Consider the following 26,518-nt stretch of genomic DNA (forward strand, 5'->3'; position numbering starts at 1 on the left):
GATCCGACTCCGTTCTAGATGGCGTTACGGGCGACGAGCTGCTTGGCGATGATGATCCGCTGCATCTCGTTGGTGCCTTCGCCGATGCACATCAGCATGGCGTCGCGGTGGAAACGTTCGATTTCGTACTCGGTGGAGTAGCTGTAGCCACCGAAGATGCGCATGCCTTCCTCGGCGCAGTACGCACCGGTTTCGGTGGCGAAATATTTCGCCATGCCGGCTTCCATGTCGCAGCGCTCGCCCTTGTCGAAGGCCTTGGCGGCGCTGTCGATCAACAGCTTGGACGCCTCCACCCGCGAGGCCATTTCACCCAGCTTGAGCTGGATCGCCTGGTGCTCGCAGATCGGCACGCCGAAGGTCTTGCGCTCCTGGGCATAGCGCACCGACAGGTGCAGCGCACCCTCGGCGATCCCGCAGCCCCGCGCCGCAACGTTGATCCGGCCCAGTTCCAGCCCACCCAGCGTCTGCTTGAAGCCCTGGCCTTCCACGCCACCCAGCAGACGCTCCACGGGCACCTTGTAGTTCTCAAACACCAGCTCGCACGTGTCGATGGACCGATAGCCGCTCTTCTTCATCTTCTTGGCGACGATGAAGCCATCGCCCTTCTCGGCGATCAGCATGCTCATGCCGCGGTAGCGCGGATCCGCATTCGGGTCGGTCTTGACCAGCAGCAGGACCATGTCGCCGTGCAGCGAGTTGGTGATCCAGGTCTTGGCGCCGTTGACGACGTAATGGTCGCCTTCCAGCTTGGCGACCGTGCGGATCGCCTGCAGGTCGGTGCCGGCGTTGGGCTCGGTCAGTCCGATTCCGCCGCGCAGCTCGCCGCTGGCCATCTTCGGCAGATAATGCTGCTTCTGCGCCTCGGTGCCGGCGCGTTCGATGGCCGAGGCCATGATCAGGTGCGAGTTGAAGATGCCGGTCGGCGCCATCCACACCGATGAGATGCGGATGACGATCTTGGCGTAGATCGCAGCCGGCAGACCCAGACCGCCGTACTGCTGGGAGATGGTCGCGCCAAACAGGCCCAGCTCCTTCATGTCCTCGACCAGCTCGTGCGGGTACTTGTCTTCCTGGTCGTATTCCATCGCAATGGGGGCGACGGATTTCTCCACCCACGCATCGATGGTATCGAGCAGAGCCTGCTCCTCCTCGGCACCCCATTCGAAGGCGTCGGAGGTGGTGTTCTCGTGTGCGCTCATGGCATGTGTCTCAGTAGTTGACCTTGTCTTCCACGGAATGGCCTTCGCGCGCGATCAGCATCGTGCGGCTGAAGGTGCACACGGTCTTGCCGTCCTGGTTCAGGCCGATGGTGCTGCAGGTGACGATGCCGGCGCCGGGGCGCGACTTGGACTCGCGCTTCTCCAGCACGGTCGACTCGGCATACAGGGTGTCGCCGACGAACAGCGGATGGGTCAGCTTGATTTCCGACCAGCCCAGGTTGGCCACGGCCTTCTGGCTGACGTCGGTCACGCTCATGCCGACCATCAGGGCGACGGTGAACGGGCTGCAGACGATGATCTTTCCGAACTCGGAGGCCTTGGCGTACTCCTTGTCGAAGTGCATCGGGTGGGTGTTCATCGTCAGCAGCGTGAACCAGGTGTTGTCGGTCTCGGTGATCGTGCGACCCGGGCGGTGCTCATAGGTATCGCCGACCGTGAACTCCTCGAAGAAGCGACCGAACGTCTCGCGATAACGGTTCTCACCGACTTTCTTGGCTGTCTGGACCATGGGCTTTTCCTGTTGTCTTGGATTGCTTGTGGGGTGGTGGATCGGATAAGGCAAAACATGCAGTACGGCGGACGGCGCCGCGTGGATCGGGCAGGGGCGCTCAGTCCTTGCGCGCGCCGTGCGCGCCCAGCGCGATCGCACGCTCGGCGGCAATTTCAATCGGGCGGTCAACCAGCTTTCCGTCCAGCTGGATCGCCTCGCCGCGGTTGGCCTGCAATGCTGCGACGACGCGCTTGGCGCGTTCCAGCTCGTCAGCGGTCGGCAGGTAGCGTTGCTGGATCGGGTCGACCTGGGCGGGATGGATCGCGGCCTTGGCGGTGAAGCCCAACGCGATCACGCGATCGGTCTCCTCGACCAGCGACGGCTCGTCCTTGATGTCCAGGAACGGCACGTCGATGCAACCGATGCCGGCGTCCGCGGCGATCACCGCCAGTTGCACGCGCGGATGAAAGAAGCTCTCCCAGCTGGCCCGGCCGCGCAGCGCGACGATGAAGTCGAAGCCGCCGAACATCAACGCCTGCAGGCGCGGCGTGGCGCGGGCGATTTCGCGTGCGTCCAACAGGCCAAGCGGGGTTTCGATCTGTGCGATCAGCCCGGTGTCGGTACCGGCCAGCACCGCGTCGGCGTCCAGCAATTCCTGCACGGTCTCGACCTTGGGCAGCATCACGAACGCCGGCGCCAGACCCGATGCCTTCAGCTCGGCAAGGTCCTTGCGTCCCAGATCGGTCGACAACGGGTTCAGGCGCAGACCGATCTCGCTGTAGGACTCGGGGGCATCACTCAGGAACGCGAACACCGAGGCGCGCGCGCTGTCCTTGTCGGCGGGGGCCACCGCATCTTCCAGATCGATACAGACCTGGTCGGCGCCGGTGGCTATGGCCTTGGCATAGCGCTCCGGACGCGAGCCGGGCACAAACATCAGACAACGACGCGGATTGACCACGGCGGAACCGTTGGAGGGCGTACTCATACGGTGACCACCTGCTTGTCGCTGTTGGCGATGAAATGTTCGGCAATGCCGCGGCGGGTCGCGTACCAGACCTTCGGTTTGCTGTTGACGTACTGGAAGAATTTCTCCAGCGCGCCGATCCGGCCGGGGCGACCGATGATCCGCAGGTGCAGGCCGATCGACATCATCCGCGGTGCACTGGCGCCTTCCTCATACAAGGTGTCGAAGCTGTCGATGGCGTAGTCCAGCCAATCCTTTGGCAGATACGACGGCGCCAGCCACATCTTCATGTCGTTGGTGTCCAGCTGGTAGGGCACGATCACCATCGGCTGGTCGCTGCCGTCCACCGGCGCCCAGAACGGCGCGTCGGCCGAGTAGTCGTCCATGTGGTACAGAAAGCCTTCCTCCTGCAGCAGCCGGCGGGTGTCGGCGGTGTGCAGGTAGCGCGACAGCCAGCCCACCGGACGGGTGCCGGTGGTGCGCTCGATGCTGTCGGCGGCCTTGCGGATGAACTCGCGTTCCTGCTCCTGGTTGAGACGGAACTGGTGGATCCAGCGCCAGCCGTGCGAACAGGTCTCGTGGCGGCTGCCATGCAGGTACTGGGCGATCTCCGGCGCGCGTTCCAGCGACAGCGCGGCGGCGGTGTAGGTGCTGGTGACGTCGTACCTGTCCAGCAGCGCGGCAATCCGTGCGTGGCCTTCCTTCACGCCGTAGCGGTAATTGGACTCGTTGCCGTAGTTGCGGATCGGCTTGGTCAGGCTGACGGAGAGCTCATCGACCGGCTCGGTGATCTTGTCGCCCTCGCCGATGCTGTACTCGGAGCCTTCCTCGACGTTGACCACGACCGACAGCGCGAGTCGGGCGTCGTTGGGCCAGGCGTAGGTGCTTTGGGACATGGAACCCTCCGGTTCTGCCGTGCGCGCCTTCCGGCCCGCATCAAATTGAATCGTCGCGTGGTGGACGCGTCGCGGTCAGTGGGTCTCTTCGCCGCCGGAGACGTTCATCGCCTCGCCGGTGACGTAGGCGCCGTCGTCGGAGCACAGGAACGCGCAGGCCGCCGCGGTATCGCCCGGCAAGCCGGCCCGGCCCAGGGGGATGCGCGCGCGCATCTGGGCCAGATAGTCCTCGACACTCAGGCCGCGCAGCCTGGCGAAGTACTCGTTCTGCCAGGCGCCCAGGCCGGTGGTGACATGGTTGGGGCAGATCGCGTTGGCGGTGATGCCGTGCTCGCCCAGCTCGATCGCACTGACCCGGGTCAGGCCGACCACGCCGTGCTTGGAGGCGCAGTACGCGCCGGCATGCGGCACGCCGGACTTGGCCGCCTGGGAGGCGATGTTGACGATCCGGCCGCCGCGGCCCTGGGCGATCATCGCCTTCGCCGCGTGCTTGGTGCACAGGAAGCTGCCGCGCAGGTTCACACCCAGCACCGCGTCCCATTCCTCCACGTCCATGTCGACGATGGATTTCATCAGGTAGCCGATGCCGGCGTTGTTGACCAGGATGTCGATGCCGCCGAAACGCTCCACCGTCCGGGCAACCACCGCCTCGACCTGGCTTTCCTCCAGCACGTCCAGCGCCATCGCGATGCACTCGCCGCCGGCGGCGGTGATCGCGGCGGCGGTGCGCGCCATTTCCTCGTCGGTGCCGATCGCATCCACCGGCATCTGCGCGCCGCGGCCCTGGCCGATATCGGTGATCACCACCTTGCAACCCTCGGCGGCGAGGCGGCGGGCGATGCCCTCGCCCAGGCCGCCGGCGCGGCCGGCACCGGTGATCAGGGCGACCTTGCCCTTGAGTTCGCTGTAGCGCGGTGACGGCAACGGTGAGGTTTCAGCGGTCATGGCGGCCTCAGATCGACTCGGCAAGGATGAACATCGGGTTGTCGGCAAACTGCTGGAACTGCGCCGCGCCGGCCTGCACCTCCGGGGAAGAGAGGTCAGCGGCGAATGCCGCCATGTCGGGCACGCGCATGATCTCGATGTATTCGTAGGGCGGCTTGCCGTCGCCGATCAGCAGACCCTTGGTTCGCAGCACCTCGAAACTGTCCATCGAAGCCAGCGCATTGACCGTCGGCACGTCATGCTCGCGTGCCCACTGCTCAAAGTCCGCGGCACTGGCGCCGGGCTTGAGGTTGAAAAGAACGATCACGGTATTCATGGCTTCCTCCGGGGCAATCGACTGTGGCACACTTTGTCCGGACAAAGTGTAGGCATGCGATCCGTTGCCGGTCAACGTCAGGGAGCGAATCTGCCCTCCGGCGTCCCTACTCCCCGCGAACCAACCTGCAGAGGTACGACAATGAAGCGCTATTACCCGTGGCTGATGGCGATAATGGGGATGCTGGTCCTGCTCACGTCGAACGGCCTGATCGTGACCGGCCTGACCGCCTTCGACGAGTCGCTGCTGAAGGAGTTCGACTGGACCCGCAGCCAGCTGAAGATGCGCGACCTGATCACCCTCGTGCTGGCCGGCTGGCTGGGGCCCTTCATTGGCGCGATCATCGACCGCGCCGGCCCGCGCCGGCTGATCCTGGGCGGCATCGCGCTGCTGGGCGCGATGTACTTCGCCTACGCATTCGTGAACTCGCTGACCCACCTGTACCTGATCCACGTCGGCCTGGGCGTGGTGCTGGTCGCCGCCGGGCTCAACGTCGCGGTCATCTACGTCTCGCAGTGGTTCAGCGTGCAGCGGGGCACCGCCATCGGTATCGCGCTGGTGGGCACCAGCCTGGGCGGCATGATCTTCCCGCCGCTGGCCGTGCAACTGCTCAAGACGATGGACTGGCGGACCGCCTTCATGTGGGAGATGGCGATCCCGGCCACCTTCCTGGTCATCGCCTACTTCCTCGTGCACAGCCCGAGCGAGAAGAACATCAAGCCCTGGGGCGCCGACAAGGTGGCGGCCAAGGCGGTCGCCGATGCGGCGGCCAACATCGTCACCCTGCCCGACCTCACCTACAAGCAGGCGTTGCGCACGCGCACCTTCTGGGCGCTGGCGGTGGTGGCGATGACCACGTTCTTCTCGATCATGGCCGTCTCACAGAACCTCTTCCTGCACATGCGCGACCTGCAGTTCACCCCGGTCCAGGCCGGCTCGGCGCTGAGCCTGATGTTCGGTCTGGCGATGGTCGGCAAGTTCCTGTTCGGCATGCTCGCCGACATCCTTTCGGCCAAGGTCGTGTTCATGGTCAACCTGCTGATCATGGCCTCCGGCGCCGCGGTGCTGGCGACCATGCGCCCGGATCTGGTCTGGTATGCGCTGATCCTCTTCGGCCTGGGCTGGGGCGGGCTTTACACGATGATCCAGCTGCTGGCGGTCAACGCGTTCGGGCTGTCCTCGGCCGGCAAGATCCTCGGCACCGTCACCCTGCTTGATGCCACCACCGCGGGAATGGGCATCTGGCTGGCGGCCAAGATCTTCGACATGACCGGCAGCTACAAGCCCGCCTTCCAGCTGGTGTTCGTCCTCATCGCCGTCGCCCTGGTCATGTCGACACTGGTGCGCGACGAGCGCGCCCGCCTTGCCCGGCTCGCATCCTGACCCTGCACCCTGACCCCTGACTTCATGTTCCCTGACTTCATGTTCCCTGACTCCAGGAGAATCCCATGCCTGTAATGGAAACGTCCGACCTCACCGCCCGCCAGTACTGGGCCCAGGTCAAGGCCAACCGCAACCGCGCGAAGTTCGGCTTCGGCCAGCGTCCGGCGATCGTCAACATCGACGTGCAGCGCGCCTACACCGACATGGACGCGTTCAAGACCGCGTATGAGACCGACCCGCGCCAGATCGAGCACATCAATACGCTCTCCGCGCTGTTGCGCGAGCGCGGCCTGCCGGTGATCTGGACCTACGTCGCCTACGCCGAGAACGGCGAGGACGCCGGGGTCTGGGGCACGCGCACCAACACGCCCGACTCGCTGCAGAACATCAAGCACGGCTCAGAGCGCGCCCAGCTGGATCCGCGCGCCGACGTGCAGCCCGGCGACATCGTCATGCACAAGTTGATGGCCAGCCCGTTCTTCGAGACCAACCTGTGGTCACTGCTGACCTTCCACCGCATCGATACGCTGATCATCACCGGCGGCTCGACCTCGGGCTGCGTGCGCGCCTGCTCGGTCGACAGCCTGTCGCGCGGCTTCCGCACGATCGTGGTGGAGGAGTGTGTGGCCGACAAGCACGAGATCCCGCACTTCGCCAACCTCGCCGACATCATGCTCAAGTACGCCGACGTGGAGTCGGTGGACGAGGTGGAGGCCCAGCTGAAGAAGATCGCACCATGAGTACCGGCGCGTCCACGCAGAAGGCCGATCCGGGCCTGTACGACTACTGGCCCTACGACAGCCGGCCGAAGATCCAGTGGCCGGGTGGGGCGAAGGTCGCGCTGTGGATCGCGCCCAACATCGAGTTCTACGAGCTGGACCCGCCGTCCAACCCGCAGCGCAAGCCGTGGCCGCGGCCGTTGCCGGACGTGCTGGGTTACGCGACCCGCGACTACGGCAACCGCGTCGGCCACCAGCGCATGATGCGTGTGATGGACAGGTACGGTCTGCGCGGCTCGGTGTCGCTGTCGGCGGCGACGCTGATCCATCACCCCGAGGTGATCGAGCTGGCGGCCGAGCGCGACTGGGAGTTCTTCAGCCACGGCATCTACAACACCCGCTACACCTACGGCCTGTCGGAGGCGCAGGAGCGGGAGATGATCGAGGAGTCGATGGCGCTCATCGCCCAGCACACCGGACAGCATTGCGACGGCTACCTCGCCCCGGCACTGTCGCATTCCAACGCGACCATCGACCTGTTCGCCGAGGCCGGCGGCACGTACACCTGCGACCTGTTCCACGACGACCAGCCCACGCCGGTGCGCACCCGCAGTGGCAGGCGTTTCGTGTCGGTGCCCTACTCGCTGGAGCTCAACGACACGATCACCTACGTGGTCAACAAGATCGAGCCACGCCGCTACGGGCAGATGATCAAGGACGCGTTCGACCGCCTGTATGAGGAGGGCGCGGAAAGTGGCACCGTGATGTGCGTACCGCTGCATGCCTACCAGGTCAGCCACCCGCACCGGCTGGCCGCGTTCGAGGATGCGATGGACTACATCAGCCAGCACTCGGGCGTGTGGAAGGCCACGGGCCGCGAGATCGCCGCGCACTACCTGGAACACCACTACGACGAGGCGCTGGCGTCGATAGACGCCGTGGCGCAGGAGCAGACGGCATGAGCCTGGGCCCCGACTACCTGCAGTACCCGCGCCGTCGCCACGGCATGGACCACGACCGCTACGCGTGGTCGATGCTGGCCGAGCGCGCGCCGGTGGCCTGGCCGGACGGCAAGCCGCTGGCGCTGTGGCTGAATCTCAGCCTGGAGCACTTCCCGCTGAACCCGGCCGGCGAGGGCTTCAAGGCGCCGGGCAGCATGACCATGCCCTACCCGGACCTGCGCCATTACACCCTGCGCGACTACGGCAACCGGGTCGGCGTGTTCCGCGTGCTGGATGCGCTCAAACAGCACAACCTGACCGCCAGCGTCGCGGTCAATGGCGAGCTGGCCGAGCGCTACCCCGCGCTGCTGCGGCGCGTGCAGGCGACCGGTTTCGAGCTGCTCGGCCACGGCTGGAACATGGACTGCGTGCACTACGGCGGCCTGGACGAGACGCGCGAGCGCGAGTGGATCCAGCGCAGCGTCGCCGCGCTGCAACCCTACGCCGCGCAACCGATCCGCGGCTGGCTGTCGCCGGCACGCTCGCAGTCCCACCGCACGCCGGACCTGCTGCGCGAGGCCGGCATCGGGTGGTGCGCGGACTGGGTCAACGACGAGCTGCCCTACGCCTTCAATACCGACCACGGCCCGCTGTCCATCCTGCCGCTGTCGCTGGAGCTGGAGGACCGCTTCATCGTCGGCGACAACCTGCACAGCGAATCCCAGTACGCCGACCAGGCGATCGACGCGTGCGAGTTCCTGCTCGCCGAGGCCCGCGAGACGGGCCACGGCCGGATGCTCGCGCTCAACATCCACCCCTGGGTGATGGGCCAGCCGCACCGGATCAAGCACTTGGAACGCGTGTTCGCGCACCTGGCCTCGCGCGCGGATTCGATCTGGAACGCGGCGCCGTCGGCGATCCTGGCCGCCGCGGCGCCCAACGCGACCGAGGCGGCGAACGCGAGTCACGCAAGCTAGCGTTTCGCGTCTTCAGCTGCGGCGCGGGATAATGGCTGGCATCCCGCCGCTGCAAAGACGTTCCCAGCCACTCCTGCATGCGCTCCACGGCGCATCAACAGCAATGGAACCGCCATGACCCCGGAAGACCTGAACGCCACCTACGGCCCCCGCGAATCGATGGAGTACGACATCGTCGTGGTCGGCGCCGGCCCGGCCGGACTGGCCACCGCGATCCACCTGCGCCAGCTCGCCGCCAGCAAGGGCAGCGAGGTCTCGGTGTGCGTGCTGGAGAAGGGCTCCGAGCCGGGCGCGCACATCCTCTCCGGCGCGATCATGGACACCCGCGCGCTGGACGAGCTGCTCCCGGACTGGAAGGAGCGCGGCGCGCCCCTGCGCCAGCCGGTGACCCGCGACGAGTTCCTGTTCCTCAGCGAGACCGGTGCCAGGGCGACCCCGGCCGCGTTCCTGCCCGAGTGCTTCGACAACCACGGCAACTACGTGATCAGCCTGGGCGAGTTCACCCGCTGGCTGGCCGGCCAGGCGGAAGAACTCGGGGTGGAGATCTTCCCCGGCTTCGCGGCTGACGAAGTGCTCTATAACGACGCCGGCGCAGTGATCGGCGTGGCCACCGGCGACATGGGCCTGGACAAGAACCGCGAGCCCGGCCCGCAGTTCCAGCGCGGCATGGAACTGCACGCCAAATACACCGTGTTCGCCGAAGGCTCGCGCGGCCACCTGGGTCGCCGCTTGATCGAGCGCTTCCAGCTCGACCGGGACTCCGACCCGCAGAGCTTCGGACTGGGCATCAAGGAATTGTGGGAGGTCGATCCGGCCAAGCACGAACCCGGCCTGGTGGTGCACACCGCCGGCTGGCCCCTGGATTCGGACACCTACGGCGGCTCGTTCGTCTATCACGCCGATGACAACAAGGTCGTTGTCGGCTTCGTGGTCGGGCTGGACTACACCAACCCCTGGCTGAGCCCGTTCCAGGAGTTCCAGCGCTTCAAGACCCACCCCTCCATCCGCAAGCACCTGGAAGGCGGCAAGCGCATCTCCTACGGCGCCCGCACCATCACCGCCGGCGGGCTGATGTCGTTGCCGAAAACCGTGTTCCCCGGTGGCGTGTTGGTCGGCTGCGAGGCGGGCTACCTCAACGCGAGCCGGATCAAGGGCAGCCACGCCGCGATCAAGACCGGCATGCAGGCCGCGCAGGCCGCCTTCGACGCACTGGCCGCTGGCCGTTCGCACGACGAGCTGACCGCCTACCCGGCCGCATTCGAGGCCAGCTGGCTGCACGACGAGCTGAAGCAGTCCAAGAACTTCAAGCAGTGGTTCAAGAAGGGCCGCACGATCGCCACCCTGATGACCGGCATCGAGCAGTGGCTGCTGCCCAAGCTGGGCATCCGCAATCCGCCGTGGACGCTGCGCCACGCCAAGGCCGACCACGAGTGCCTGGATCCGGCCGACAAGCGCGAGAAGATCGACTACCCCAAGCCCGACGGTGTACTCACCTTCGACAGGCTCAGCTCGGTGTTCCTCAGCAGCACCCACCACGACGAGAGCCAGCCGGCGCATCTGACGCTGAAGGATCCGGCCGTGCCGGTGGCCATCAACCTGGCCGAATACGCCGGTCCGGAGGCGCGCTACTGCCCGGCGGGCGTGTATGAATTCGTCGGCGAGCCGGGCGCGGAGAAGCTGCAGATCAACTTCGCCAACTGCGTGCACTGCAAGACCTGCGACATCAAGGACCCGACCCAGAACATCGTCTGGGTCGCCCCGCTCGGCGGCGACGGTCCCAATTACGCCAAAATGTAAGCGCGCGGCCACGCGCCGCCCCATCCACCGACATCGAGAGCCCCATGACCGCAAGCACGAGCCCCGGCGCCCGTTTCCGCCAAGCCCTCAGCGAAGAGAAGCCGCTGCAGATCGTTGGCACCATCAACGCCAACCACGCGCTGCTGGCCAGGCGCGCGGGCTATCGCGCCATCTATCTGTCCGGCGGCGGTGTCGCGGCCGGGTCGCTGGGCCTGCCCGACCTGGGCATCAACACCCTGGATGACGTGCTGACCGACGTGCGCCGGATCACCGATGTCTGCGATCTGCCGCTGATGGTCGACATCGATACCGGCTTCGGCCCCAGCGCGTTCAACATCGCGCGTACGGTGAAGTCGCTGATCAAGGCCGGCGGCGCCGCCTGCCACATCGAGGACCAGGTCGGCGCCAAGCGCTGCGGCCACCGCCCGGGCAAGGAAATCGTCTCCAAGGGCGAGATGGTCGACCGCATCAAGGCGGCGGTTGATGCCAAAACCGACCCGGACTTTTTCCTGATCGCGCGCACCGACGCGATCGCCTCGCACGGCGTGGATGACGCCATCGAGCGCGCGATCGCGTTCGTGGAGGCCGGCGCGGACGGCATCTTCGCCGAGGCCGCCTACGACCTGCCGACCTACCAGCGCTTCGTGGATGCGGTGAAGGCGCCGGTGCTGGCCAACATCACCGAGTTCGGCCAGACCCCGCTGTTCACCCGCGACGAGCTGGCGTCGGTCGGCGTGGCGATGCAGCTGTTCCCGCTGTCAGCGTTCCGGGCGATGAACAAGGCCGCCGAGGCCGTCTATACCGCCATCCGCAGGGACGGCCACCAGAAGAACGTGGTCGACACCATGCAGACCCGCGAGGAGCTATACGACCGGATTGGCTACCACGAGTTCGAGCAGAGCCTGGACAAGGTCTTCAGCGACGCCAAGTAGGCAAGCGCGGCCAGCAGCGCTCAGCCAACCACCGGCGCCATCGGCGGGAGCACGGTGCCGGTGGATTCCGGTTCGTAGCCGCGCATCTCCAGCGACGCCAGGAAGCGCCAGACAAACAGCAGCGTGACCAGCAGCAGGCCCGGATAACCGATGCTGGCCAGCAGGTACGGCAGTGTCGCATTCCCTGCCTGGACGACCGGCAGATTGAAGCTCAGCAGGCCAAAGGTGATCACCGCACCGAAGAGCCACATCGCCAGCAGCCACATGCCAGCCTCGAACCCGGTCAGGTAGCGGCCCCAGCCGGCGATTGGCGGATCGCGCCGGACGGCGCGACGCAGCTCCGCAACGGGGGCCACGTACCGGTGGCCCAGCGTCAACAGGTCGTACACCAGCGTGACCGTTCCGATGCTGAAGATCACCCCGAACACTGGCACCAGGATCTTGAACAGGTTCATCGCCGGGAACACATCGCCGCCGAACCAGTCCAGCCCCAGCGTGCGGTACACGAACACCTGCACGGTGCCCCCAAGCGCAAAGGCGAACGCCATGCCGAGCATGCCGATGAACAACAGCCAGAACGACAGCTTGCCCCAGCGCTGGTCGTAGTCGGCCAGCCCGCGCATCAACGGCACCGCGTAATACGCCGCGCCGATACCGAGCATCCCAAAGGTGCCGAACAAGGCCAGATGGGCGTGCGCCGGGGTTACCCAGGTGCCGTGCGACCAGACGTTGGTGAGGGCAAAGGTCATCGTGAAGCCCAGGATGCCCGCGCCCACCTGTTCCAGCACCACCGAGCCGAGGATGAAGTAGAAGGCCGGCGCGTTCTTCAGCGGCCTGCGGTCGTGATGCGCGTCCAGGTACACGTGCCAGAAGCAGAAGATCAGCGGCAACGGCTCCAGCGCACTGAACAGCGACCCCCAGAACTGCCAGAACTCCGGTGTGCCGACCCAGAAGTAGTGGTGCGCGTTGCCCAGCAGGCCCGACAGCCACACCAGCACCACGCCCCAGAACACCGCGTAGCCAACGCTCTTCACTTTGGCATCGAACATCAACACCAGCAGGAACCCGACCAGGGCGATGTGGATCACCTCCCACACGCCCTCGACCCAGTAATGGACCACGTACCAGCGGAAGTACTCCTGCAGGTCGAGGCGCTCAATGAAGAAGAAACCGAACAGCCAGACCAGGGTCAACGCGATCACGCCGATGCCGAGCGCCCAGTGGATCTCGTTCCAGTCGCGCCGCGGCGGGAAGGTCCTGAGCACCACGTAGCACAGGATGCAGAAGCCGATCAGGATCACGATGTCGGCGATCCGGCCGGCTTCCAGGTACTCCAGCCCTTCCTGCAGCATCGGTTGTCCGAGCCACCAGCCTGCCACGCCGGTCTGGGCGAGGTACTGGGTGCCCACGTTCCACAGCGTGACCGCCACCACGGCGTAGAACAGGAACTTGATCAGCCACGGCGCGGCCAGCTCGCGATGCGACAACAGTGGCCCCACGAACAGGATCGTGCCGATGAAGCCGCACAGGATCCAGATGATGCCCAAGTTCAGGTGCTCGGCCCGGATCACGTTGAAGTTGAGGTTGCCGGCCAGCAGCGTCGGATCGATCTGCTGCAGTGCCAGGACCATGCCGAAACCCGCCTGGAACACGAACAGCACCAGCATCAACATGAAGAACCGCAGGCTCAGTCGCTGGGTTTGATACTCGATCTTGATCATTGCCCCGGCTCCTGCAGACTGCGGATGTAGGCCGTCATCGCCGCGACCTCATCGTCGGTCAGCATGCCGGCGTAGTCGGGCATCGTGCCGGCGGAGTAGCCGGCCACGATCTGGCTGTTGGCGTTGCGGATCGCTTCGCCCAGATAGGCGTCATCGGCCACCACCGTACTGCCATCGGCGAGGCTCACGTTGGATCCGTACAGGCCGCCCCAGCCCGGACCCACCAGCTTCTGCTGGTCAGGGGAATGGCACGCGGTGCAGGCGTAGTCCTTCACCAGCTGCGCGCCGTGGGTGGCAGGATCCTGCAGTGCCTCGACGGTGGCGGTCGCGGCGGCGACCACGCCCGGGACTGCGGCGGTCGACACCACGTTGTAGCCTGGCGATGCGTACTTGAAGGTCAACCCGTCGACCTTCGGTTTGGGCGGCCAGCCCTCGGTGTTCATCGCCGAGGTGTACTTGAGATAGGCGATCAGGTTCGCCACCTCCTCGGCTTTCAGCGGCAGGTCGGGCATTAGCGAGGCATGGCCACCGCGACGCTGCACGCGCTCGGCGGCACCGGGGTACTTCTTGAGGTACTCGTCCAGCGAGGCCGACCCACTGTCGGCGGCCAGGGCCGCCCCCTGCAGCTGGATCCTCACGGCGGTGCTCGTCGGCCAGGTGCCGGACGAGGGTAGGAACGCGGCGAGCCAGGCGGCTCCGGTGCGCTCGTAGGTGTTGGTCAGGTCCGGTCCGAGATACGCGCCGTTGCCGACCATGGTGTGGCAACCCATGCAGTTGTAGGCCTGGAACACGCGCTTGCCGGCGACGGCTTCGTGCGAGTTGAAACTCACCGTATCCGGCGTCACCTGGCCGCGCGAGTCTATGAAGGAAACCGACGACAGGCCGAGGAAAATCAACAGCATGAAAAACAGCACGCCCAGGGCGGTCCGCCGGTGCAGCGCTTCCCGGCACGGTTTGCCGTCCCCGCAGCTCATGGCCGAGCCCCGGTATCGCGCTTGGCATCTGCGCCCGGTTCATTGACTGCTGCAGCTGCAGCAGTGTCAGCCCTGTCCAGCGCGTCGTGTTCGAACAGGGTGCGGGTGATCCGCAGCAGGACGTAGAAGACGTACACCGCCAGCAGGAAGCCGACAACGAAGTACACCAGCCACATCGCGTGCGACTCGGCCCAGTACTCGAAATTCCGGAAGTACGGCCAGGACAGCAGGAAGGACACGATGCTGGCCAGGATCGCAATCGTCAGGTCAATCAGTCGCTGCGCCACGTCAAGCACCTCCCCAAGAGATGTTGCCGGCTATGTGCCTGTGCGGATTCGGCGAGAATCGTCGGCGCGCAGGCAGGCTTGACTAGATCATGAACCGATGGTTCAGGTTAGTCATTGACGAGGGTCAAGAGACGTGATTGGAATCGGTGCTATTGTTGTCGATTGACGCTGCGGGCGCGCGCCCGGAGAGCGTCAGTGCGACTTCTCCGCCGCACGCTGCGGAATCACCACGATCAGCAGCACGATGGCCACCAGCAGCAGGCCTGAAGCGGTGTAACGGCTGAACTCGAGTCCGCCGCTCGTGGTGGGCTTGTCGAGATAGTCGCCGACCACCGCGCCCAGCGGTCGGGTCAGCACGAATGCGGCCCAGAACAGGACGGTGTGCGAGATCCTGGAGAAGAAATAGGCAAGGGCGACCACCGCCAGCAGTCCGGAAAAGATCAGCGCCGCGCCGGTATAGCCCAGCCCCGCGCTGTCGGCGGTCCAGTCGCCCAGCGCGGTGCCGAGCGTTTGCGAGAACATGATCGTCAGCCAGTAGAACCCCTCGGCCTTGGGCGTGTGCACCGAGCCGACATCGATGGACCCCAGGGATCTGTACCAGGCAAAAAGGGAGGCGACCAGCAACGCGACCAGCATGATCGTGCCGCCCGGATAGCCGATGCCCAGGGAACGATCGACGAAATCCGCCAGCGTCGTGCCGACCGTGGTCGACGCAATGATGGTGACCCAGTACACGAAGGGGTGGAACTTTTTGGCGGAGATCTGCATCAACACCGCCGCCACAAAAATGCCCATGAAGATCGCGGTACTCACCAGGTAGCCGAGGTTCATCGACATCGACACCGCGTCGCCGCCGGTTTCGCCCAGGGTGGTGGCGAGGATCTTGATCAGCCAGAAGCCAAACGTCACCTCAGGCACTTTGCTGAGCGAATCTCTGACGGCAGTGTTCATGATTACCTCATGCTGACTGCGATGATGTTACTCGCAACGCTCACCCGACCGCTCCAAACAGCGAGCCGACCGCGGTGGTCAGGCCCATCGCCAGCGCGCCCCAGAAGGCGACGCGCAACACCGATGGCAGCGCCGGTGCCCCGCCCGCCCGTGCAGCGACCAGGCCCAAACCGGCCAGAAAAACCAGCGAGCAGCCGGCGACACCCCACATCAGCGCGGTCTCCGGTATCAGCAGCGCGGCCAGCAATGGCAACGCCGCGCCGGCGGCAAAGGTCGCCGCCGAGGCGAACGCGGCCTGGACCGGTTTGGCGGTGAGCGTCTCGGAGATGCCCAGCTCGTCGCGGGCGTGTGCGCCCAGCGCGTCGTGCGCCATCAGCTGGGTGGCCACACTGGTCGCCAGCGGCCGGTCCAGTCCGCGCTTGATGTAGATCGAGACCAGCTCCTCATGTTCCTGGCCGATGTTGGCGGCCAGTTCCTTGCTCTCGCGCGCAAGGTCTGCCCGCTCGGTGTCGGCCTGCGAACTGACCGAGACATACTCGCCCGCCGCCATCGACATCGCGCCGGATACCAGTCCGGCGACACCCGCGACGAGGATGGCCTTGGTGCCTGCACCCGCCGCCGCCACGCCCAGCACCAGGCTGGCCGTCGAGACGATGCCGTCGTTGGCCCCCAGTACGGCGGCGCGCAGCCACCCGGTCCGATGCGTTCTGTGGCGTTCACTGTGTCGCATGGATCCCTCTCCTTCTATCGAAATGCTGTTGAGACACTAGAGATGGTCGTGGCCGGCAACCGCACGCAGGACCGCCTTGCGCGCGATCCTCGAGATGATCACGATCGCAATGACGCCCACCACCAGTCCACCGGCCAGGACCAGATCCTGCCCCTGCCGGAATCGCGAACCGGCCTGGGTCGCCTCCACCAGGTGCTCGCCCGCGTGGCCCAGGTACACCTCCAGACCGACATGCGGCAGCAGTCCGAGGCAAGCGAGCATGAACGCGGAAAAGCGCACGCCGGTGGCGCCCAATACGTAACTGATGGAGGCGGGATTGATCGGGGTCAGCCGCACCAGAAACTGCAGCCACAATTGATCCTTCATCACTGCCCGCTGGATCGACAGGAACGACGGCCGGCGGTCGACGGCGCGCTGGACCCGCTGGCGGAACAACCAACGCGAGAGCGCATACTGAAACGCTGCGGCAACAAGGTTGGCAGCGACCGCGATCACCATGCCCCAGACCAGGCCGAACAGGACGCCTGCCGCGACCCCGAACACCGACTCGGGCATCAGCACCGATGTGCCCAAAATCAGCAACACAGCAAACACGATCACGCCCCACGGACCCAGCCCGCCGATCCATGTCTGGAGCGCACCGATATGGACCTTGATCTGATCGCCAAGAACGACGCCGGCGACGATCAACAGCACGATGGCCACCACGATCGCGATCAGCATGCCGGCATCGGTTCGCTTGAGCAGCCGCACCGCACGGCCGGTGGTGGTCAATTGGCTGGCAGGCCGTTTCATGGCGGGAATGCCTCGTCGGGCCCATCGTCCAACCCGAGTATGCGCCCGTACCTTGCTGCGCCCGCGCTTAGCCGGTCCTACCAGCAGCAGACCCAGATCGAACTGTTGACCCGCCTGGTCGCAGAACGCGGACTGGCTGGACCGGAAATGCCGAACTAGGCCGGGTTCGTCCGCCAGTAATTGTTCGCAGCCGCGACGGTCTGGAAGTTGATCGCAATAACCTGCGACGCAGCGGTAAGCCCGTCTGCCGAGTTCGCGTACTCGGGCCGCAGCTCATTGAGCTTGGCCATGTCCGGTTGGGTGTACTTGACCCCGCGACGGCTGAGCGCGATCGCCAGCTCGAAGCCTTCCTGCGGGGTCGCGGTGATCATTGTCGGCAGCCATGTATCGGTCACGTCGAACTCCTGCGTGGTCAAAGTCGAAGATAGCGGCTTCACCGATGCGCATGGCGTGCCGCTGCGGATGGTTCAGGGGGCGCTGCCGCGGATGATTGCCACGAGCGCAGCGATCAGCAAACCGAGAATGGGGAGCATCGAGAGCGCAAAGCCGAAGCCGCGGCTGGCGGGGGCGGCGGTGTAGCTGCGCCAATAGACCAGCCGGCCGACCAGGTAGACCGCGCCGGCCGCCGCGACGTAGGTCTGCGGGAAGTATTTAGCCGCGAGGTACAGCGCCGGCAGAAACGCCACCATCAACTCCAGGGTGTTCATCTGGACCCGGTAGGCACGCTCGAACATCTCGTGCCCCGACGTCGCCGGTGCCTTCACGCTGTACAGGCCACGGGCGCGGCCCACCAGGACGGCAAAGAACACCAGTTGCAGGATCGCCAATACGGCGACCAGATCGAGGTAGTTCATCGGCGGGCCCGGCTGATCACCGCAACAATCGCCACCCCGATGCCGAATCCGATGAAGGCGTACAGCAGGCCCTTGCCTTCACTGGAACCCATCGCAAGCCCAACGCCGAAACCGGCCAACCCGAGGCCGAGCGCCTGCCACCACGGTTTGACCGGTTTGGGCTGGAGTCGCTCGCGCTGGCGCGCCTGCTCAACGATGGCCTCCGACATCACCACCCGGGATGCCACGCTCGCTTGCTTCTTGTCCAAGGTCAATCTCAGCCGCGCCAGTATTTGTTGGCCGCCGACACCGTCTGGAAATTGATGGCGATGACCTGGGAGGCGGCCGTCAGTCCGTCGGCGGAGTTCGCGTATTCCGGCCGCAGTTCCTGCAGCGTTTCCATGTCGGGCTGGGTGTACTTGACGCCGCGGCGACTCAGCGCGATCGCGAGCTCAAATCCTTCCTGCGGCGTGGCGGTGATCAGGGTCGGCAGCCATGTGTCAGTCATTGTCGAACTCCATTGCGGGAACCGGAAACAGCATATCGGAAGCGCGTTTCCGCATCCGGATCAGCGATCCCGACCTGACCAACACGACCATGAAACCCCGCGGGCGCATCAGCGCGGGATGACCGAGACGAGCTTGAACCCCAGCCAGACCGCGGCGATGCCAAACACCACACTGCAACCCACATACAACGCGGCCCATGCGAGCTCGCCTCGACGCAGCAGGTGGGACGCCTCCAGACCGAACGCCGAGAACGTGGTGAACCCCCCCAGCAAGCCGGTGAACAGGAACAGTCGGGCCTCGGTTCCGAACACCTGGTAGCGCTCGCCAACCCCGGCGAGCACGCCCACCGCCAGACAACCCAGGATATTCACCGCCAGCGTACCCAGCGGGAAGCGGTCCTGTCCGCCCATGGGCAGGATCAGCAGGCCGAGCGAATAACGCGCGATCGCGCCGAGGAATCCACCGCATCCAACAAGGAGCAGGCTATGCATGGTCGCCAGCCCTTCTGCCCAGGCAGGTCACTGGTGCGCGCGTCGGGGCGTCGCGCTCAACCGCGCGAGCGCCGCTGCACGATCATGACCACGCCGATGGCGATCAGCAGCACCGGCCACCACTCCGAAACGAGCGGGCGGATGTTGGGCAGCCAACCCTGCTTCTGGAGCAGGAAATAGGTGCCCACGGCGATCAATACATAGGCGCCTGTCAGTGAGTTGGATCGCATTACTTAGTCCTGTCGAAGCTTGGGCGCAGTGACAGCGCAGGGTCGATCCTGCTCGTCCTGCGGATGGAATGAATGGTGGCGCCTAGGGTACCCCGACCCGGGATTGCTCCCGCATCCTCGCCAGCAGCTCTGCCGAGACCAGCAGGTTCTTTGCCGGCACGATCAGGCCGGACTCGAACGGCGTCAGGAATACCGTCATCAGGATCATCGGCACCAGGCCGATGCTTCTTGCCATTGGGTCAATGGCCCGGCAGGTCCTGTGGACACGCGCTGCGTAGACAATCACCGGCGGCACGGTGATCAGCGCGAGCCAGATCGATGTCGTCGCAACCGCCCGGGAGGCGTGGAAAATCGCCGTGAGGACCATCGCAAGGAACCAGAGCACGTGGACGACGTAGCTCACCAATAGTCGCCGCCGCTGCTTGCGCAGCCTGGCGACGAGCGGGTGGTCCATGTGCAGACTGCAGTGGGTATCAGAAAGCTGTGGAACCACATCCGATGGAAGTACTTGGGCCATTCGGGAAAGTATGTCGAAGCGCCGACTCCCGTCCAGCTTCGGCCTGCCTCGACAACCGGCGCGGGAGACTTTCAATAACCTCGCACAAAAAGCCCGATGCAGTTGCTTACTGCACCGGGCGTGGTTTCAAGCTCGAATCAGGGGTTGGCGGGAAACCACCAGGGATCGTCGACCCCGGAGTTCACGAGTACTGCCTGGGAGCGCAGGAAGCGCCGGATCGATACGCTGCCCATGCGCGATCCGCCTAGGCCGGACTGTTTGAAGCTCTGCTTCTCCGCGGTGTGGATCATGCCGGTCAGGCAGGCGTCGTTGATGCTGACGCCGCCGGCGTGCAGGCGCGCGCCCACGCGCACAGCGTGCTCGGTATCACCGCTGAAGACCGCCGCGGACAGGCCGAATATCGAATCGTTGGCGCGCGCGATCGCTTCCTCCTCGTTGGCCACGACCATGACCGGAAGGATCGTGGCGAAACTCTCCTCGCTGGCGATGGGCATGCTTTCATCCACGTCGACGAGCACAGTCGGCGGGCACCAGGTGCCGCCGTGTTCGACCAGTTCGCCACCAGCGAGCGCACGCGCGCCGCGAGCCTTCGCATCGGCCAGTTGCTCACGGACGATGGCGATCTGGGCATCGGAAATGATCGGGCCGATCTGGCCTTCGCGCGGGTCGGGATGGGTCAGTTTCAGTGCTTTTGCCTGTTCGACCAGCGCGGCGATGAAGGGCTCGGCGATCTTGGCGTCGACGTAGACACGCTCGATCGACATGCAGCTCTGGCCGCCGTTGACGAAGCCACCCCACGCAATGGCGCGTGCGCTGCGAACCGGGTCGGCGTCGGCCAGCACCAGCGCGGGGTCCTTGCCGCCCAACTCCAGCGAGCAGGGAATGAAGCGCGCCGCGCAGGCCTCGCCGACGCGGCGACCGGTACGCACGCTGCCGGTAAAGCAGATGGTGTCGACCGCGCCGATCACCGCCTCGCCGGTGCGGCCATCGCCGGTGACCACGGCGAACACCGGCTGCAGCGCTGGCACTTCGGCCATCACCTCGTCGAGCACGCTGGCGAACCGCGAGGTCACCTCGCTGGGCTTGCACAGCACCGCGCAACCCGCGGCGAGCGCGGGTATGGCATCGATCAGGCTCAGCAGCAGCGGGAAGTTCCACGGACTGATCACGCCAACCAGTTGGTACGGCACCAGATTCTGCCGGCTGTGCAGGAAGCCGATGCTGCTGGCCACCGGCTCTGGTGCCTGCAGCAACGCCGGGGCATCGGCGGCCCAGCGGCGCAGTGCACCCACGGTGCTGTCGACTTCGATCAGAGACTCCTGCCAACGCCCCGTGTCGCGCAGCAGCGCTTCGACCATCGGCTCGCGATGGCGCTCGAGTGCATCGGCCATGTCGAGCAGGGCCTGGCAGCGCTCGCCGACATCGCGCGCGGCCCAGTCGGTTTGCGCCGCGCGCAGGCGCTGGGCGATCCGGTCCACTTCTTCCTTTGTCACGACCACCAGCTGTCCGTCGCACTCGCCGGTGCTGGGGTCTCGCAGCGGTATCGTCTCGACGGCGGACGCGGTAACGCCGGTGGAATCAACCATTGCCAATTACCCCTGCGGTCTTCAGTGACTCGATGGTGGCGCGCTGACGCTGGCCGAACTCGGCGCGCTCGGGAATGCGCAGCTCGCCGCCGGGCATCAGCGCATTGGGTTGCAGTGGCGCGGGGGCCAGGCCCTGCGCGATCGCGTCCTGCGGCAGGCGCGAGAGGATGTGCGCCATCCCCGGGCGCTCGCGGCGGCGACGCAGCGCAGCGATGTCGATCTCGGCAAACGCGACCATCGATTCACCGTCCCCGGCCTCCACCATGACCCGGCCCTGGTCGTCGACGATCTTGGACATGCCGTCGGTGCTCTGCGCCGGGATATCGACATCGACGATGCCGGCGGTGTTGGCCGAGACCACGTAGGCCATGTTCTCGAACGCGCGGGCGCGCTTGGCGATGTCCTTGGGGGTCAGCGCCGGACTGCCCACTTCACTGGTCGAGTGCAGCAATACCTCTGCTCCGCGCAGCGCGAGCGAGCGCGCGATCTCGGGATACAGGATCTCCTCGGAAGCCACGCAAGCCAGTCTGCCCAGCGGGGTCTGCGCGACCGGGAACACGCCGTCGATGCCGTAGATGTCCAGGTACCTGTCCCAGACGTCATACGGGGTGGGCGCGAACAGCGACACCATGCGCCGGTAGCGCAGCACGGTGTTGCCGGCATCGTCGAACAGCACGCTGGCCTGGAAATACAGGCCGGGAAAGTTGGGATCGGTCTCGTAGGCGTTGCTGGCCAGGTAGACCCTGTTGTCCTGGGCGACCTTGGCCAGCGCATCGTACTCGGGGCCGTCCATCGCGAACGCGGCCTTGTCCGCCCAGCCCGGGATGGTGTCGCCCAGCGGGTAGCCGGTGGCGAAGTATTCGGGCAGCACGACCAGACGCAGGTCCTGGCCTATGAACGCCTTGCTGCCGCGCACCTGGCGGTCGATGCGGGCGATGTTGTCGGCGATCTTGCTGCGCGCGGCGGCCACATCGGGGGCGGCGTTGACGGCGCGGCAGGTCGTCTGCAGTGCCAGGGCGCGGTAAACCTCGGTCATGTATTCGGTCCTGTGGATGCGATGGGGCTCACTGGAAATCGGGTTTGCGCTTGGCCAGGAACGCGGCCGCGCCTTCGGCGAAATCGGCGCTGGCGAAGGCGTCGTTGAATGCGGCGGTGGCGGCGGCCTGGCCGGCCTCGGCGTCGCCGCCCAGGTACGCCAGCACCTGCTTGATGCCGGCGCGTGCACTGGCGGAGCCGGCATCAAGTTCCGCCAGCAGGGTGGCCAGCGCGGCATCCACGCCGTCATCGCCGGCGATGCGGTTCAGCAGGCCCCACTCCAGGGCAGTCGCGGCAAACAGCAGGCGTCCGGTCAGCAGCATCTCGCGCGCCCGGGCCAGACCCACGGTGTTGACCAGCCGGCGGCTGTCCTCGGGGCTGTAGACCAGGCCGAGCTTGGCCGGAGAGAGCCCGAACCGGCTGCGGGTGCTGCCGAGGCGGAAATCGCAGGCCAGCGCCAGCCCCAGCCCACCGCCGACGCAGACACCGTCGATCACGGCGATGGTGGTCAACGGCGAGCGCTGCAACGCCAACTGGGTGCGCTGCACCTGGGCGTTGCTGGCCACGAAGCCGGACGGATGAGCGAGCAGTTCGGCCAGCTCATCGATGTCGGCGCCGGCACTGAACGCGCCCGGCACGCCTTCCAGCACGAGCACGCGCGCATCGCTGGCATGGATCTCGGCGAGGCAGCGCTCGATGGCCGCCCAATGTACGCTTGCCAAGGCATTGCGCTTCGCGGGGCGGTCGATCCGCAGGCGGGCTACCTTGTCGTCCAGCTGCCAACCGACCACGTCATTGCTCGCTTGCATACCGTTCCTTTTGCAGCGCACTTATGATCTATAGTTATAGCATTAAGGCAAGGATGGAAGCGCGCGATGGCAGGTCAGGTAGTTCACTCGTTGCAGTCCCCCGATCTCAGACAACTGCTGCGCCCTGACCTGCCGCTGCCGCTGTACCACCAGATCTTCAACATCCTGCGTGAGCGCGTGCTGGCCGGCGACCCGCCCCATGGAGCGCAACTGCCGACCGAATTCGGCCTTGCCGAGACCTTTGGCGTCTCGCGCATCACCGCCAAGCGCGCCCTGGACGAGCTGGCCAACGCCGGACTGGTGGAGCGCCAGCGCGGTCGCGGCACCCACGTCATCCATCGCGCCAGTCCCAAGCCCGTACGCGGGCCGCTGATCGGCCTGCTGGAGAACCTGCATATCCTGGGCGAGGAAACCCAGGCGACGGTGGTCGAGTTCGGCCGTGTCGCGCCGCCGCCGCGGGTGCGCGAGCTGTTCGGGATTGAGCCTGGCGAGCCGTTGGCGCGCGCGGTGCGGGTGCGCAGCCGGGCCGGCACGCCCTTTGGCCACTACACCAGCTGGACCCTCACCGGCCACGGCGAATTCAACGAGCACAACCTGGCGACGACCTCGCGGCTGAAGCTGTTCGAACGCATCGGCATCCAGATCAGGCAGGTGCAGCAGACCCTGTCGGCAGTCAACGCCGACGCGGTGGTCGCGATGCATCTGGGAATGGATCCCGGCAGCGCCCTGCTGGCGCTGGAGCGCCACTCCTTCGACGAGTCCGGCCGTCTGGTCGACCTGCTCAACATCCTCTATCGCCCCGACCAGTTCAGCTACCAGATGACGCTGGACCTGGACGAGCCGTCCGGCGCCAGTTGAACGGCGGCGCGGTACTCCCTCCCCGTCTTTGAGGACTCCTCAATGCTGTCAGAAGTGAAGCTGGTGACCCTCGGGGTCAGCGACCTCGACAACGCCTGCGCGTTCTACTCCTCGGCGCTGCAGTACCAGGTCAAGGAATCGGGACCGATCTCGCCCGAGCTGGCGGCGCTGTGGCGCTTCGATACCGCCCTGACCGGCCGCTACGCAATCATCGCCGCAGACGACTCGGGCCTGGGCCGCATCCGCCTGCTGTCCTTCGACGCGCCCGGCGAGCGGATCTGGAACAAGGACAACCTGTACAACGGCTCGGGCTTCTACGCGCTCAACTTCCGCAGCCGCGATGCCCTGGACACGATGAACGCGGTCAAGGCCGCCGGTGGCAGCTCGGGCAAGGAGCCGAGCGCCTGGGAGGTCAGCGAGCACGTCTCTGTGCGCGACTCGATCAACGACGATCCCGATGGCATTCGCCTGGACGTGTTTTCCTACGATCGCGGCGGCGAGCTGCGCGGCCCGCTGGAGACCGAAGTCAGCGTGCTGCAGACGGTTGCGATCGCCACCCGCGACGTGGAGCGCTCGGCCGCCTTCTACCGCGCGCTGGGGTACCAGACGCTGTTCGACCAGACCCTGGACTTTCCCGAGCTGCAGGACCTGCTGGGCACCGACAAGCCGGTGCGCATCCACAACATCAACCTGCTCAAGGACGGCACCATCATTCCCGGACGGGTGGAGATGTTCGCCTACCTGGACATGGATCACCTGCCCGACGCACCGCTGCGCGACAAGGCGGTGCCGCCCAACATCGGCATCCTGTCCGCCAGCTTCGAAAGCACGGACGTGGACGCCGACCTGGAGCACCTGCAGACACTGGGCGGCGAGCCGGTAGCGCGTGCACAGCTCGCCCTTCCAGGTTTCGGTGCCTGCGATGTCGCGACCCTTTTCGGCCCCGACGGCGAGCTGCTGGAGATCTACCGGCGCGCCTGAAGCGCGACAATTGATCCAGATCAAACTGACTTTCCGCTGAAGTTGCTATATAGATAGCTCATTAGGTCTTTTGATGGGCTGCCCATGCAACGACGCCGATTCCTGCAGATGCTGGCTGCCGCCAGTGCCACGCCCCTGCTCCTGCAGGGCTGCGGCTGGGGTGGGACGGGCGCAGGTCCTTCCACTGGCGACGCCGGAACGGCGGAGGCAATCGACGCGGATATCCTCGTCCTCGGCGCCGGCATTGCCGGTCTCCACGCCGCAATGTTGCTGGAAGAACAGAACCCGGGCCGCAGGGTCGTGGTGCTTGAGGCCGGCCAGCGCGTCGGCGGGCGCATGCACACGGTGGAAGCCGGCGGTCAGCGCTTCGACGTCGGCGCCACGGATATCGGCGGCAACTACTGGATGACCCGTGGCCTGGCGCCACGCGTCGGCGTCAGCATCCTGGATCCCACGCCCGAGGCGATGGCTGCCCGCTTCGGCGGCCCGTCCGCGGTCGGTGTCAGCGGCACGCTGATCAACGCCAGGGACTGGGCTGGCAGCGCGCTCAACCCCTTCAGCGGGCGCGAGCGCGCCATTGCGCCGCCCGCGCTGCTGTCGGCGGCCACCGGCGGTGAAGCCAATCCGGTCACCAACATCAACGAATGGCTGGCGCCCGCGCTGGCCGCCCACGACATCCCGCTGCGCGACTGGCTGGCCGCGCGCGACTGGTCGACCGCTGCAATCGACACCATGGACGTTGGGGCCACGTACAACGGCCTGGACCAGGTCAGCGCGCTGGACGTGCTGCGCCGCAACGCCATGCTGCGTCGCGGACCGCAGTCGGTCGGCTCGATGGCGGACGGGACGCAGGCGCTGCCCGAAGCGGTCGCCGCCCGCCTCAAGCAGCCGGTCGAGTTCGGTGCCCAGGTCAGCGAGATCGTTCAACACGATGACAACGTGGTCGTCGTCGCCGCCGATGGCCGCCGCTGGCGGGCGCCGCGGGTCGTCGTCGCCCTGCCGCCGGGCCCGCTGGGCAAGGTCCGCTTCTCGCCGGAACCGCCGGCGGAGCAGCGCAAGGCGTGGGCCGAACGCGCGCTCACCGCGGTCACCGCGATCCACCTCAAGCCGCTGAAGCCCTTCTGGGAGGCCGACGGCCTGCCGCTGAACATGTGGCTGGACGGCTCCATCGAGCGCGTGTTCGGTGTGCCCGACGCCAACAATCGCATCGAGCGCCTGCTGGTCTGGGTCAACGGCCGCGGCGCGCAAGCCATCGACCAGATGGACGACAGCGAGATCGGCCGCTGGGCCCAGCGCGAACTGGCGGGGTGGCGTCCTGCCGCGGACGGCGCCACCGAGGTGTTGGCCGTTCGCAGTTGGGGCCGCGATCCCTACGCGATGGGCGCGTTCGCCGAGATCGCTCCGGGCCGCTGTGCCGATACCGCGCAGTGGACCGCACAACCGCTGGGGCGGGTCCATTTCGCCGGCGAGCACACCTCCTTCGACCAGCCCGGCATCGAGGCCGCCCTGGCGTCCGGCCTGCGCGCGGCGGTGGAGATTGCCGCGGCCGAGAAGGACGCCGCCCGCACTGACGCGTCGGCATGACCCCGCTGCGCATGACCCCGCTGCGCCGGCGCCCGCGCCACCTT

31 protein-coding genes are annotated in these 26,518 nt (G+C 66.3%); 9 read left to right on the top strand and 22 right to left on the bottom strand.

The window, feature by feature from the left end; genetic code table 11:
* Positions 1-14: 14 nt before the first annotated feature.
* The 6 genes from INQ42_RS12360 to INQ42_RS12385 form a co-directional block, all read right to left on the bottom strand.
* Positions 15-1,199: an acyl-CoA dehydrogenase family protein gene (locus INQ42_RS12360; RefSeq protein WP_194034527.1), complete on the bottom strand. Its 1,185-nt coding sequence runs from the start codon at positions 1,197-1,199 to the stop codon at positions 15-17.
* A gap of 10 nt (positions 1,200-1,209) precedes the next feature.
* Positions 1,210-1,728 carry a MaoC family dehydratase gene (locus INQ42_RS12365; RefSeq protein ID WP_194034528.1) on the bottom strand — a complete coding sequence of 173 codons (519 nt, stop codon included), beginning with the start codon at positions 1,726-1,728 and terminating at the stop codon, positions 1,210-1,212.
* A gap of 100 nt (positions 1,729-1,828) precedes the next feature.
* A complete protein-coding gene (locus INQ42_RS12370; protein WP_194034529.1) occupies positions 1,829-2,698 on the bottom strand; it encodes an HpcH/HpaI aldolase/citrate lyase family protein in 870 nt (289 codons plus the stop codon).
* On the bottom strand, positions 2,695-3,573 hold the full coding sequence (locus INQ42_RS12375; RefSeq protein WP_194034530.1) for a polysaccharide deacetylase family protein: 879 nt from the start codon (positions 3,571-3,573) through the stop codon (positions 2,695-2,697). Before INQ42_RS12375 ends, INQ42_RS12370 begins: the two co-directional genes overlap by 4 nt.
* Before the next feature lie 75 nt (positions 3,574-3,648).
* Positions 3,649-4,518 carry an SDR family NAD(P)-dependent oxidoreductase gene (locus INQ42_RS12380; protein WP_194034531.1) on the bottom strand — a complete coding sequence of 290 codons (870 nt, stop codon included), beginning with the start codon at positions 4,516-4,518 and terminating at the stop codon, positions 3,649-3,651.
* Between the two features lie 7 nt (positions 4,519-4,525).
* Positions 4,526-4,834, bottom strand: a complete 309-nt coding sequence (locus tag INQ42_RS12385; RefSeq protein WP_194034532.1) for an REDY-like protein HapK — start codon at positions 4,832-4,834, stop codon at positions 4,526-4,528.
* 141 nt (positions 4,835-4,975) lie between these two features.
* On the opposite strand from INQ42_RS12385, the gene INQ42_RS12390 reads away from it, so the two are divergent.
* From INQ42_RS12390 to prpB, 6 genes are all read left to right on the top strand, one after another.
* The gene (locus INQ42_RS12390) at positions 4,976-6,217 is read left to right on the top strand and encodes an MFS transporter (protein WP_194034533.1); all 1,242 of its coding nucleotides are present in this window, start codon (positions 4,976-4,978) and stop codon (positions 6,215-6,217) included.
* A 65-nt stretch (positions 6,218-6,282) separates the two neighbouring features.
* Complete coding sequence (locus tag INQ42_RS12395; protein ID WP_228064376.1) at positions 6,283-6,957, top strand: isochorismatase family protein; 675 nt, start codon at positions 6,283-6,285, stop codon at positions 6,955-6,957.
* The gene (locus INQ42_RS12400; RefSeq protein WP_194034534.1) at positions 6,954-7,898 is read left to right on the top strand and encodes a polysaccharide deacetylase family protein; all 945 of its coding nucleotides are present in this window, start codon (positions 6,954-6,956) and stop codon (positions 7,896-7,898) included. The genes INQ42_RS12395 and INQ42_RS12400 overlap by 4 nt, the downstream gene beginning before the upstream one ends.
* Positions 7,895-8,854, top strand: coding sequence for a polysaccharide deacetylase family protein (locus INQ42_RS12405; RefSeq protein WP_194034535.1), 960 nt, complete (start codon positions 7,895-7,897; stop codon positions 8,852-8,854). The genes INQ42_RS12400 and INQ42_RS12405 overlap by 4 nt, the downstream gene beginning before the upstream one ends.
* 114 nt (positions 8,855-8,968) lie before the next feature.
* Positions 8,969-10,651, top strand: a complete 1,683-nt coding sequence (locus INQ42_RS12410; RefSeq protein WP_194034536.1) for an electron transfer flavoprotein-ubiquinone oxidoreductase — start codon at positions 8,969-8,971, stop codon at positions 10,649-10,651.
* A gap of 44 nt (positions 10,652-10,695) precedes the next feature.
* Complete coding sequence (gene prpB / locus INQ42_RS12415; protein ID WP_194034537.1) at positions 10,696-11,583, top strand: methylisocitrate lyase; 888 nt, start codon at positions 10,696-10,698, stop codon at positions 11,581-11,583.
* Positions 11,584-11,603: 20 nt separating this feature from the next.
* Here the strand turns inward: prpB and INQ42_RS12420 are convergent, their stop codons facing one another.
* The 16 genes from INQ42_RS12420 to INQ42_RS12495 all read right to left on the bottom strand — a co-directional run bounded on the left by INQ42_RS12420 (position 11,604) and on the right by INQ42_RS12495 (position 23,051).
* Entirely contained in the window at positions 11,604-13,304 is a 1,701-nt protein-coding gene (locus tag INQ42_RS12420; protein ID WP_228064377.1) for a cbb3-type cytochrome c oxidase subunit I, read from the bottom strand.
* The gene (locus INQ42_RS12425) at positions 13,301-14,278 is read right to left on the bottom strand and encodes a c-type cytochrome (protein WP_194034538.1); all 978 of its coding nucleotides are present in this window, start codon (positions 14,276-14,278) and stop codon (positions 13,301-13,303) included. Before INQ42_RS12425 ends, INQ42_RS12420 begins: the two co-directional genes overlap by 4 nt.
* Positions 14,275-14,565: a hypothetical protein gene (locus tag INQ42_RS12430; RefSeq protein WP_194034539.1), complete on the bottom strand. Its 291-nt coding sequence runs from the start codon at positions 14,563-14,565 to the stop codon at positions 14,275-14,277. The genes INQ42_RS12425 and INQ42_RS12430 overlap by 4 nt, the downstream gene beginning before the upstream one ends.
* 192 nt (positions 14,566-14,757) lie before the next feature.
* Positions 14,758-15,516 carry a COG4705 family protein gene (locus INQ42_RS12435; protein ID WP_194034540.1) on the bottom strand — a complete coding sequence of 253 codons (759 nt, stop codon included), beginning with the start codon at positions 15,514-15,516 and terminating at the stop codon, positions 14,758-14,760.
* Positions 15,517-15,556: 40 nt separating this feature from the next.
* Positions 15,557-16,246: a VIT1/CCC1 transporter family protein gene (locus tag INQ42_RS12440; protein ID WP_194034541.1), complete on the bottom strand. Its 690-nt coding sequence runs from the start codon at positions 16,244-16,246 to the stop codon at positions 15,557-15,559.
* A 36-nt stretch (positions 16,247-16,282) separates the two neighbouring features.
* Complete coding sequence (locus INQ42_RS13035) at positions 16,283-17,041, bottom strand: TVP38/TMEM64 family protein (RefSeq protein WP_194034542.1); 759 nt, start codon at positions 17,039-17,041, stop codon at positions 16,283-16,285.
* A 155-nt stretch (positions 17,042-17,196) separates the two neighbouring features.
* The gene (locus INQ42_RS12450; protein ID WP_194034543.1) at positions 17,197-17,436 is read right to left on the bottom strand and encodes a hexameric tyrosine-coordinated heme protein; all 240 of its coding nucleotides are present in this window, start codon (positions 17,434-17,436) and stop codon (positions 17,197-17,199) included.
* Between the two features lie 72 nt (positions 17,437-17,508).
* Positions 17,509-17,895 (bottom strand): MAPEG family protein, encoded by a 387-nt coding sequence (locus INQ42_RS12455; protein WP_194034544.1) that lies wholly within the window; start codon positions 17,893-17,895, stop codon positions 17,509-17,511.
* Positions 17,892-18,143, bottom strand: a complete 252-nt coding sequence (locus INQ42_RS12460) for a hypothetical protein (protein ID WP_194034545.1) — start codon at positions 18,141-18,143, stop codon at positions 17,892-17,894. Before INQ42_RS12460 ends, INQ42_RS12455 begins: the two co-directional genes overlap by 4 nt.
* 8 nt (positions 18,144-18,151) lie before the next feature.
* The gene (locus INQ42_RS12465; protein WP_194034546.1) at positions 18,152-18,382 is read right to left on the bottom strand and encodes a hexameric tyrosine-coordinated heme protein; all 231 of its coding nucleotides are present in this window, start codon (positions 18,380-18,382) and stop codon (positions 18,152-18,154) included.
* 108 nt (positions 18,383-18,490) lie between these two features.
* Positions 18,491-18,874 (bottom strand): fluoride efflux transporter CrcB, encoded by a 384-nt coding sequence (gene crcB, locus INQ42_RS12470; RefSeq protein ID WP_194034547.1) that lies wholly within the window; start codon positions 18,872-18,874, stop codon positions 18,491-18,493.
* A gap of 56 nt (positions 18,875-18,930) precedes the next feature.
* Positions 18,931-19,104: a LiaI-LiaF-like domain-containing protein gene (locus INQ42_RS12475; RefSeq protein ID WP_194034548.1), complete on the bottom strand. Its 174-nt coding sequence runs from the start codon at positions 19,102-19,104 to the stop codon at positions 18,931-18,933.
* An 82-nt stretch (positions 19,105-19,186) separates the two neighbouring features.
* Positions 19,187-19,558 (bottom strand): hypothetical protein, encoded by a 372-nt coding sequence (locus INQ42_RS12480; RefSeq protein ID WP_194034549.1) that lies wholly within the window; start codon positions 19,556-19,558, stop codon positions 19,187-19,189.
* A gap of 200 nt (positions 19,559-19,758) precedes the next feature.
* Positions 19,759-21,207 carry an aldehyde dehydrogenase family protein gene (locus tag INQ42_RS12485; RefSeq protein ID WP_194034550.1) on the bottom strand — a complete coding sequence of 483 codons (1,449 nt, stop codon included), beginning with the start codon at positions 21,205-21,207 and terminating at the stop codon, positions 19,759-19,761.
* A complete protein-coding gene (locus tag INQ42_RS12490) occupies positions 21,200-22,243 on the bottom strand; it encodes a nitrilase-related carbon-nitrogen hydrolase (protein ID WP_194034551.1) in 1,044 nt (347 codons plus the stop codon). The genes INQ42_RS12485 and INQ42_RS12490 overlap by 8 nt, the downstream gene beginning before the upstream one ends.
* A 28-nt stretch (positions 22,244-22,271) precedes the next feature.
* Positions 22,272-23,051 carry an enoyl-CoA hydratase/isomerase family protein gene (locus INQ42_RS12495; protein WP_194034552.1) on the bottom strand — a complete coding sequence of 260 codons (780 nt, stop codon included), beginning with the start codon at positions 23,049-23,051 and terminating at the stop codon, positions 22,272-22,274.
* A 66-nt stretch (positions 23,052-23,117) separates the two neighbouring features.
* Between INQ42_RS12495 and INQ42_RS12500 the strand changes: the two genes are divergently transcribed.
* From INQ42_RS12500 to INQ42_RS12510, 3 genes are all read left to right on the top strand, one after another.
* Positions 23,118-23,909, top strand: a complete 792-nt coding sequence (locus tag INQ42_RS12500; RefSeq protein WP_194034553.1) for a GntR family transcriptional regulator — start codon at positions 23,118-23,120, stop codon at positions 23,907-23,909.
* Between the two features lie 42 nt (positions 23,910-23,951).
* Positions 23,952-24,890 carry a VOC family protein gene (locus tag INQ42_RS12505; protein ID WP_194034554.1) on the top strand — a complete coding sequence of 313 codons (939 nt, stop codon included), beginning with the start codon at positions 23,952-23,954 and terminating at the stop codon, positions 24,888-24,890.
* An 84-nt stretch (positions 24,891-24,974) separates the two neighbouring features.
* Positions 24,975-26,474 (top strand): flavin monoamine oxidase family protein, encoded by a 1,500-nt coding sequence (locus INQ42_RS12510; RefSeq protein WP_194034555.1) that lies wholly within the window; start codon positions 24,975-24,977, stop codon positions 26,472-26,474.
* Positions 26,475-26,518 lie beyond the last annotated feature (44 nt).

It is taken from the genome of Lysobacter avium (assembly GCF_015209745.1).
In the GTDB taxonomy this organism is placed as follows: domain Bacteria; phylum Pseudomonadota; class Gammaproteobacteria; order Xanthomonadales; family Xanthomonadaceae; genus Novilysobacter; species Novilysobacter avium.

Coding starts and splice junctions, on each gene's coding strand:
- INQ42_RS12360 (WP_194034527.1), bottom strand. CDS start 1,199: ATGAGCGCACACGAGAACACCACCTCCGACGCCTTCGAATGGGGTGCC.
- INQ42_RS12365 (WP_194034528.1), bottom strand. CDS start 1,728: ATGGTCCAGACAGCCAAGAAAGTCGGTGAGAACCGTTATCGCGAGACG.
- INQ42_RS12370 (WP_194034529.1), bottom strand. CDS start 2,698: ATGAGTACGCCCTCCAACGGTTCCGCCGTGGTCAATCCGCGTCGTTGT.
- INQ42_RS12375 (WP_194034530.1), bottom strand. CDS start 3,573: ATGTCCCAAAGCACCTACGCCTGGCCCAACGACGCCCGACTCGCGCTG.
- INQ42_RS12380 (WP_194034531.1), bottom strand. CDS start 4,518: ATGACCGCTGAAACCTCACCGTTGCCGTCACCGCGCTACAGCGAACTC.
- INQ42_RS12385 (WP_194034532.1), bottom strand. CDS start 4,834: ATGAATACCGTGATCGTTCTTTTCAACCTCAAGCCCGGCGCCAGTGCC.
- INQ42_RS12390 (WP_194034533.1), top strand. CDS start 4,976: ATGAAGCGCTATTACCCGTGGCTGATGGCGATAATGGGGATGCTGGTC.
- INQ42_RS12395 (WP_228064376.1), top strand. CDS start 6,283: ATGCCTGTAATGGAAACGTCCGACCTCACCGCCCGCCAGTACTGGGCC.
- INQ42_RS12400 (WP_194034534.1), top strand. CDS start 6,954: ATGAGTACCGGCGCGTCCACGCAGAAGGCCGATCCGGGCCTGTACGAC.
- INQ42_RS12405 (WP_194034535.1), top strand. CDS start 7,895: ATGAGCCTGGGCCCCGACTACCTGCAGTACCCGCGCCGTCGCCACGGC.
- INQ42_RS12410 (WP_194034536.1), top strand. CDS start 8,969: ATGACCCCGGAAGACCTGAACGCCACCTACGGCCCCCGCGAATCGATG.
- prpB (WP_194034537.1), top strand. CDS start 10,696: ATGACCGCAAGCACGAGCCCCGGCGCCCGTTTCCGCCAAGCCCTCAGC.
- INQ42_RS12420 (WP_228064377.1), bottom strand. CDS start 13,304: ATGATCAAGATCGAGTATCAAACCCAGCGACTGAGCCTGCGGTTCTTC.
- INQ42_RS12425 (WP_194034538.1), bottom strand. CDS start 14,278: ATGAGCTGCGGGGACGGCAAACCGTGCCGGGAAGCGCTGCACCGGCGG.
- INQ42_RS12435 (WP_194034540.1), bottom strand. CDS start 15,516: ATGAACACTGCCGTCAGAGATTCGCTCAGCAAAGTGCCTGAGGTGACG.
- INQ42_RS12440 (WP_194034541.1), bottom strand. CDS start 16,246: ATGCGACACAGTGAACGCCACAGAACGCATCGGACCGGGTGGCTGCGC.
- INQ42_RS13035 (WP_194034542.1), bottom strand. CDS start 17,041: ATGAAACGGCCTGCCAGCCAATTGACCACCACCGGCCGTGCGGTGCGG.
- INQ42_RS12455 (WP_194034544.1), bottom strand. CDS start 17,895: ATGAACTACCTCGATCTGGTCGCCGTATTGGCGATCCTGCAACTGGTG.
- INQ42_RS12465 (WP_194034546.1), bottom strand. CDS start 18,382: ATGACTGACACATGGCTGCCGACCCTGATCACCGCCACGCCGCAGGAA.
- crcB (WP_194034547.1), bottom strand. CDS start 18,874: ATGCATAGCCTGCTCCTTGTTGGATGCGGTGGATTCCTCGGCGCGATC.
- INQ42_RS12475 (WP_194034548.1), bottom strand. CDS start 19,104: ATGCGATCCAACTCACTGACAGGCGCCTATGTATTGATCGCCGTGGGC.
- INQ42_RS12480 (WP_194034549.1), bottom strand. CDS start 19,558: ATGGACCACCCGCTCGTCGCCAGGCTGCGCAAGCAGCGGCGGCGACTA.
- INQ42_RS12485 (WP_194034550.1), bottom strand. CDS start 21,207: ATGGTTGATTCCACCGGCGTTACCGCGTCCGCCGTCGAGACGATACCG.
- INQ42_RS12490 (WP_194034551.1), bottom strand. CDS start 22,243: ATGACCGAGGTTTACCGCGCCCTGGCACTGCAGACGACCTGCCGCGCC.
- INQ42_RS12495 (WP_194034552.1), bottom strand. CDS start 23,051: ATGCAAGCGAGCAATGACGTGGTCGGTTGGCAGCTGGACGACAAGGTA.
- INQ42_RS12500 (WP_194034553.1), top strand. CDS start 23,118: ATGGCAGGTCAGGTAGTTCACTCGTTGCAGTCCCCCGATCTCAGACAA.
- INQ42_RS12505 (WP_194034554.1), top strand. CDS start 23,952: ATGCTGTCAGAAGTGAAGCTGGTGACCCTCGGGGTCAGCGACCTCGAC.
- INQ42_RS12510 (WP_194034555.1), top strand. CDS start 24,975: ATGCAACGACGCCGATTCCTGCAGATGCTGGCTGCCGCCAGTGCCACG.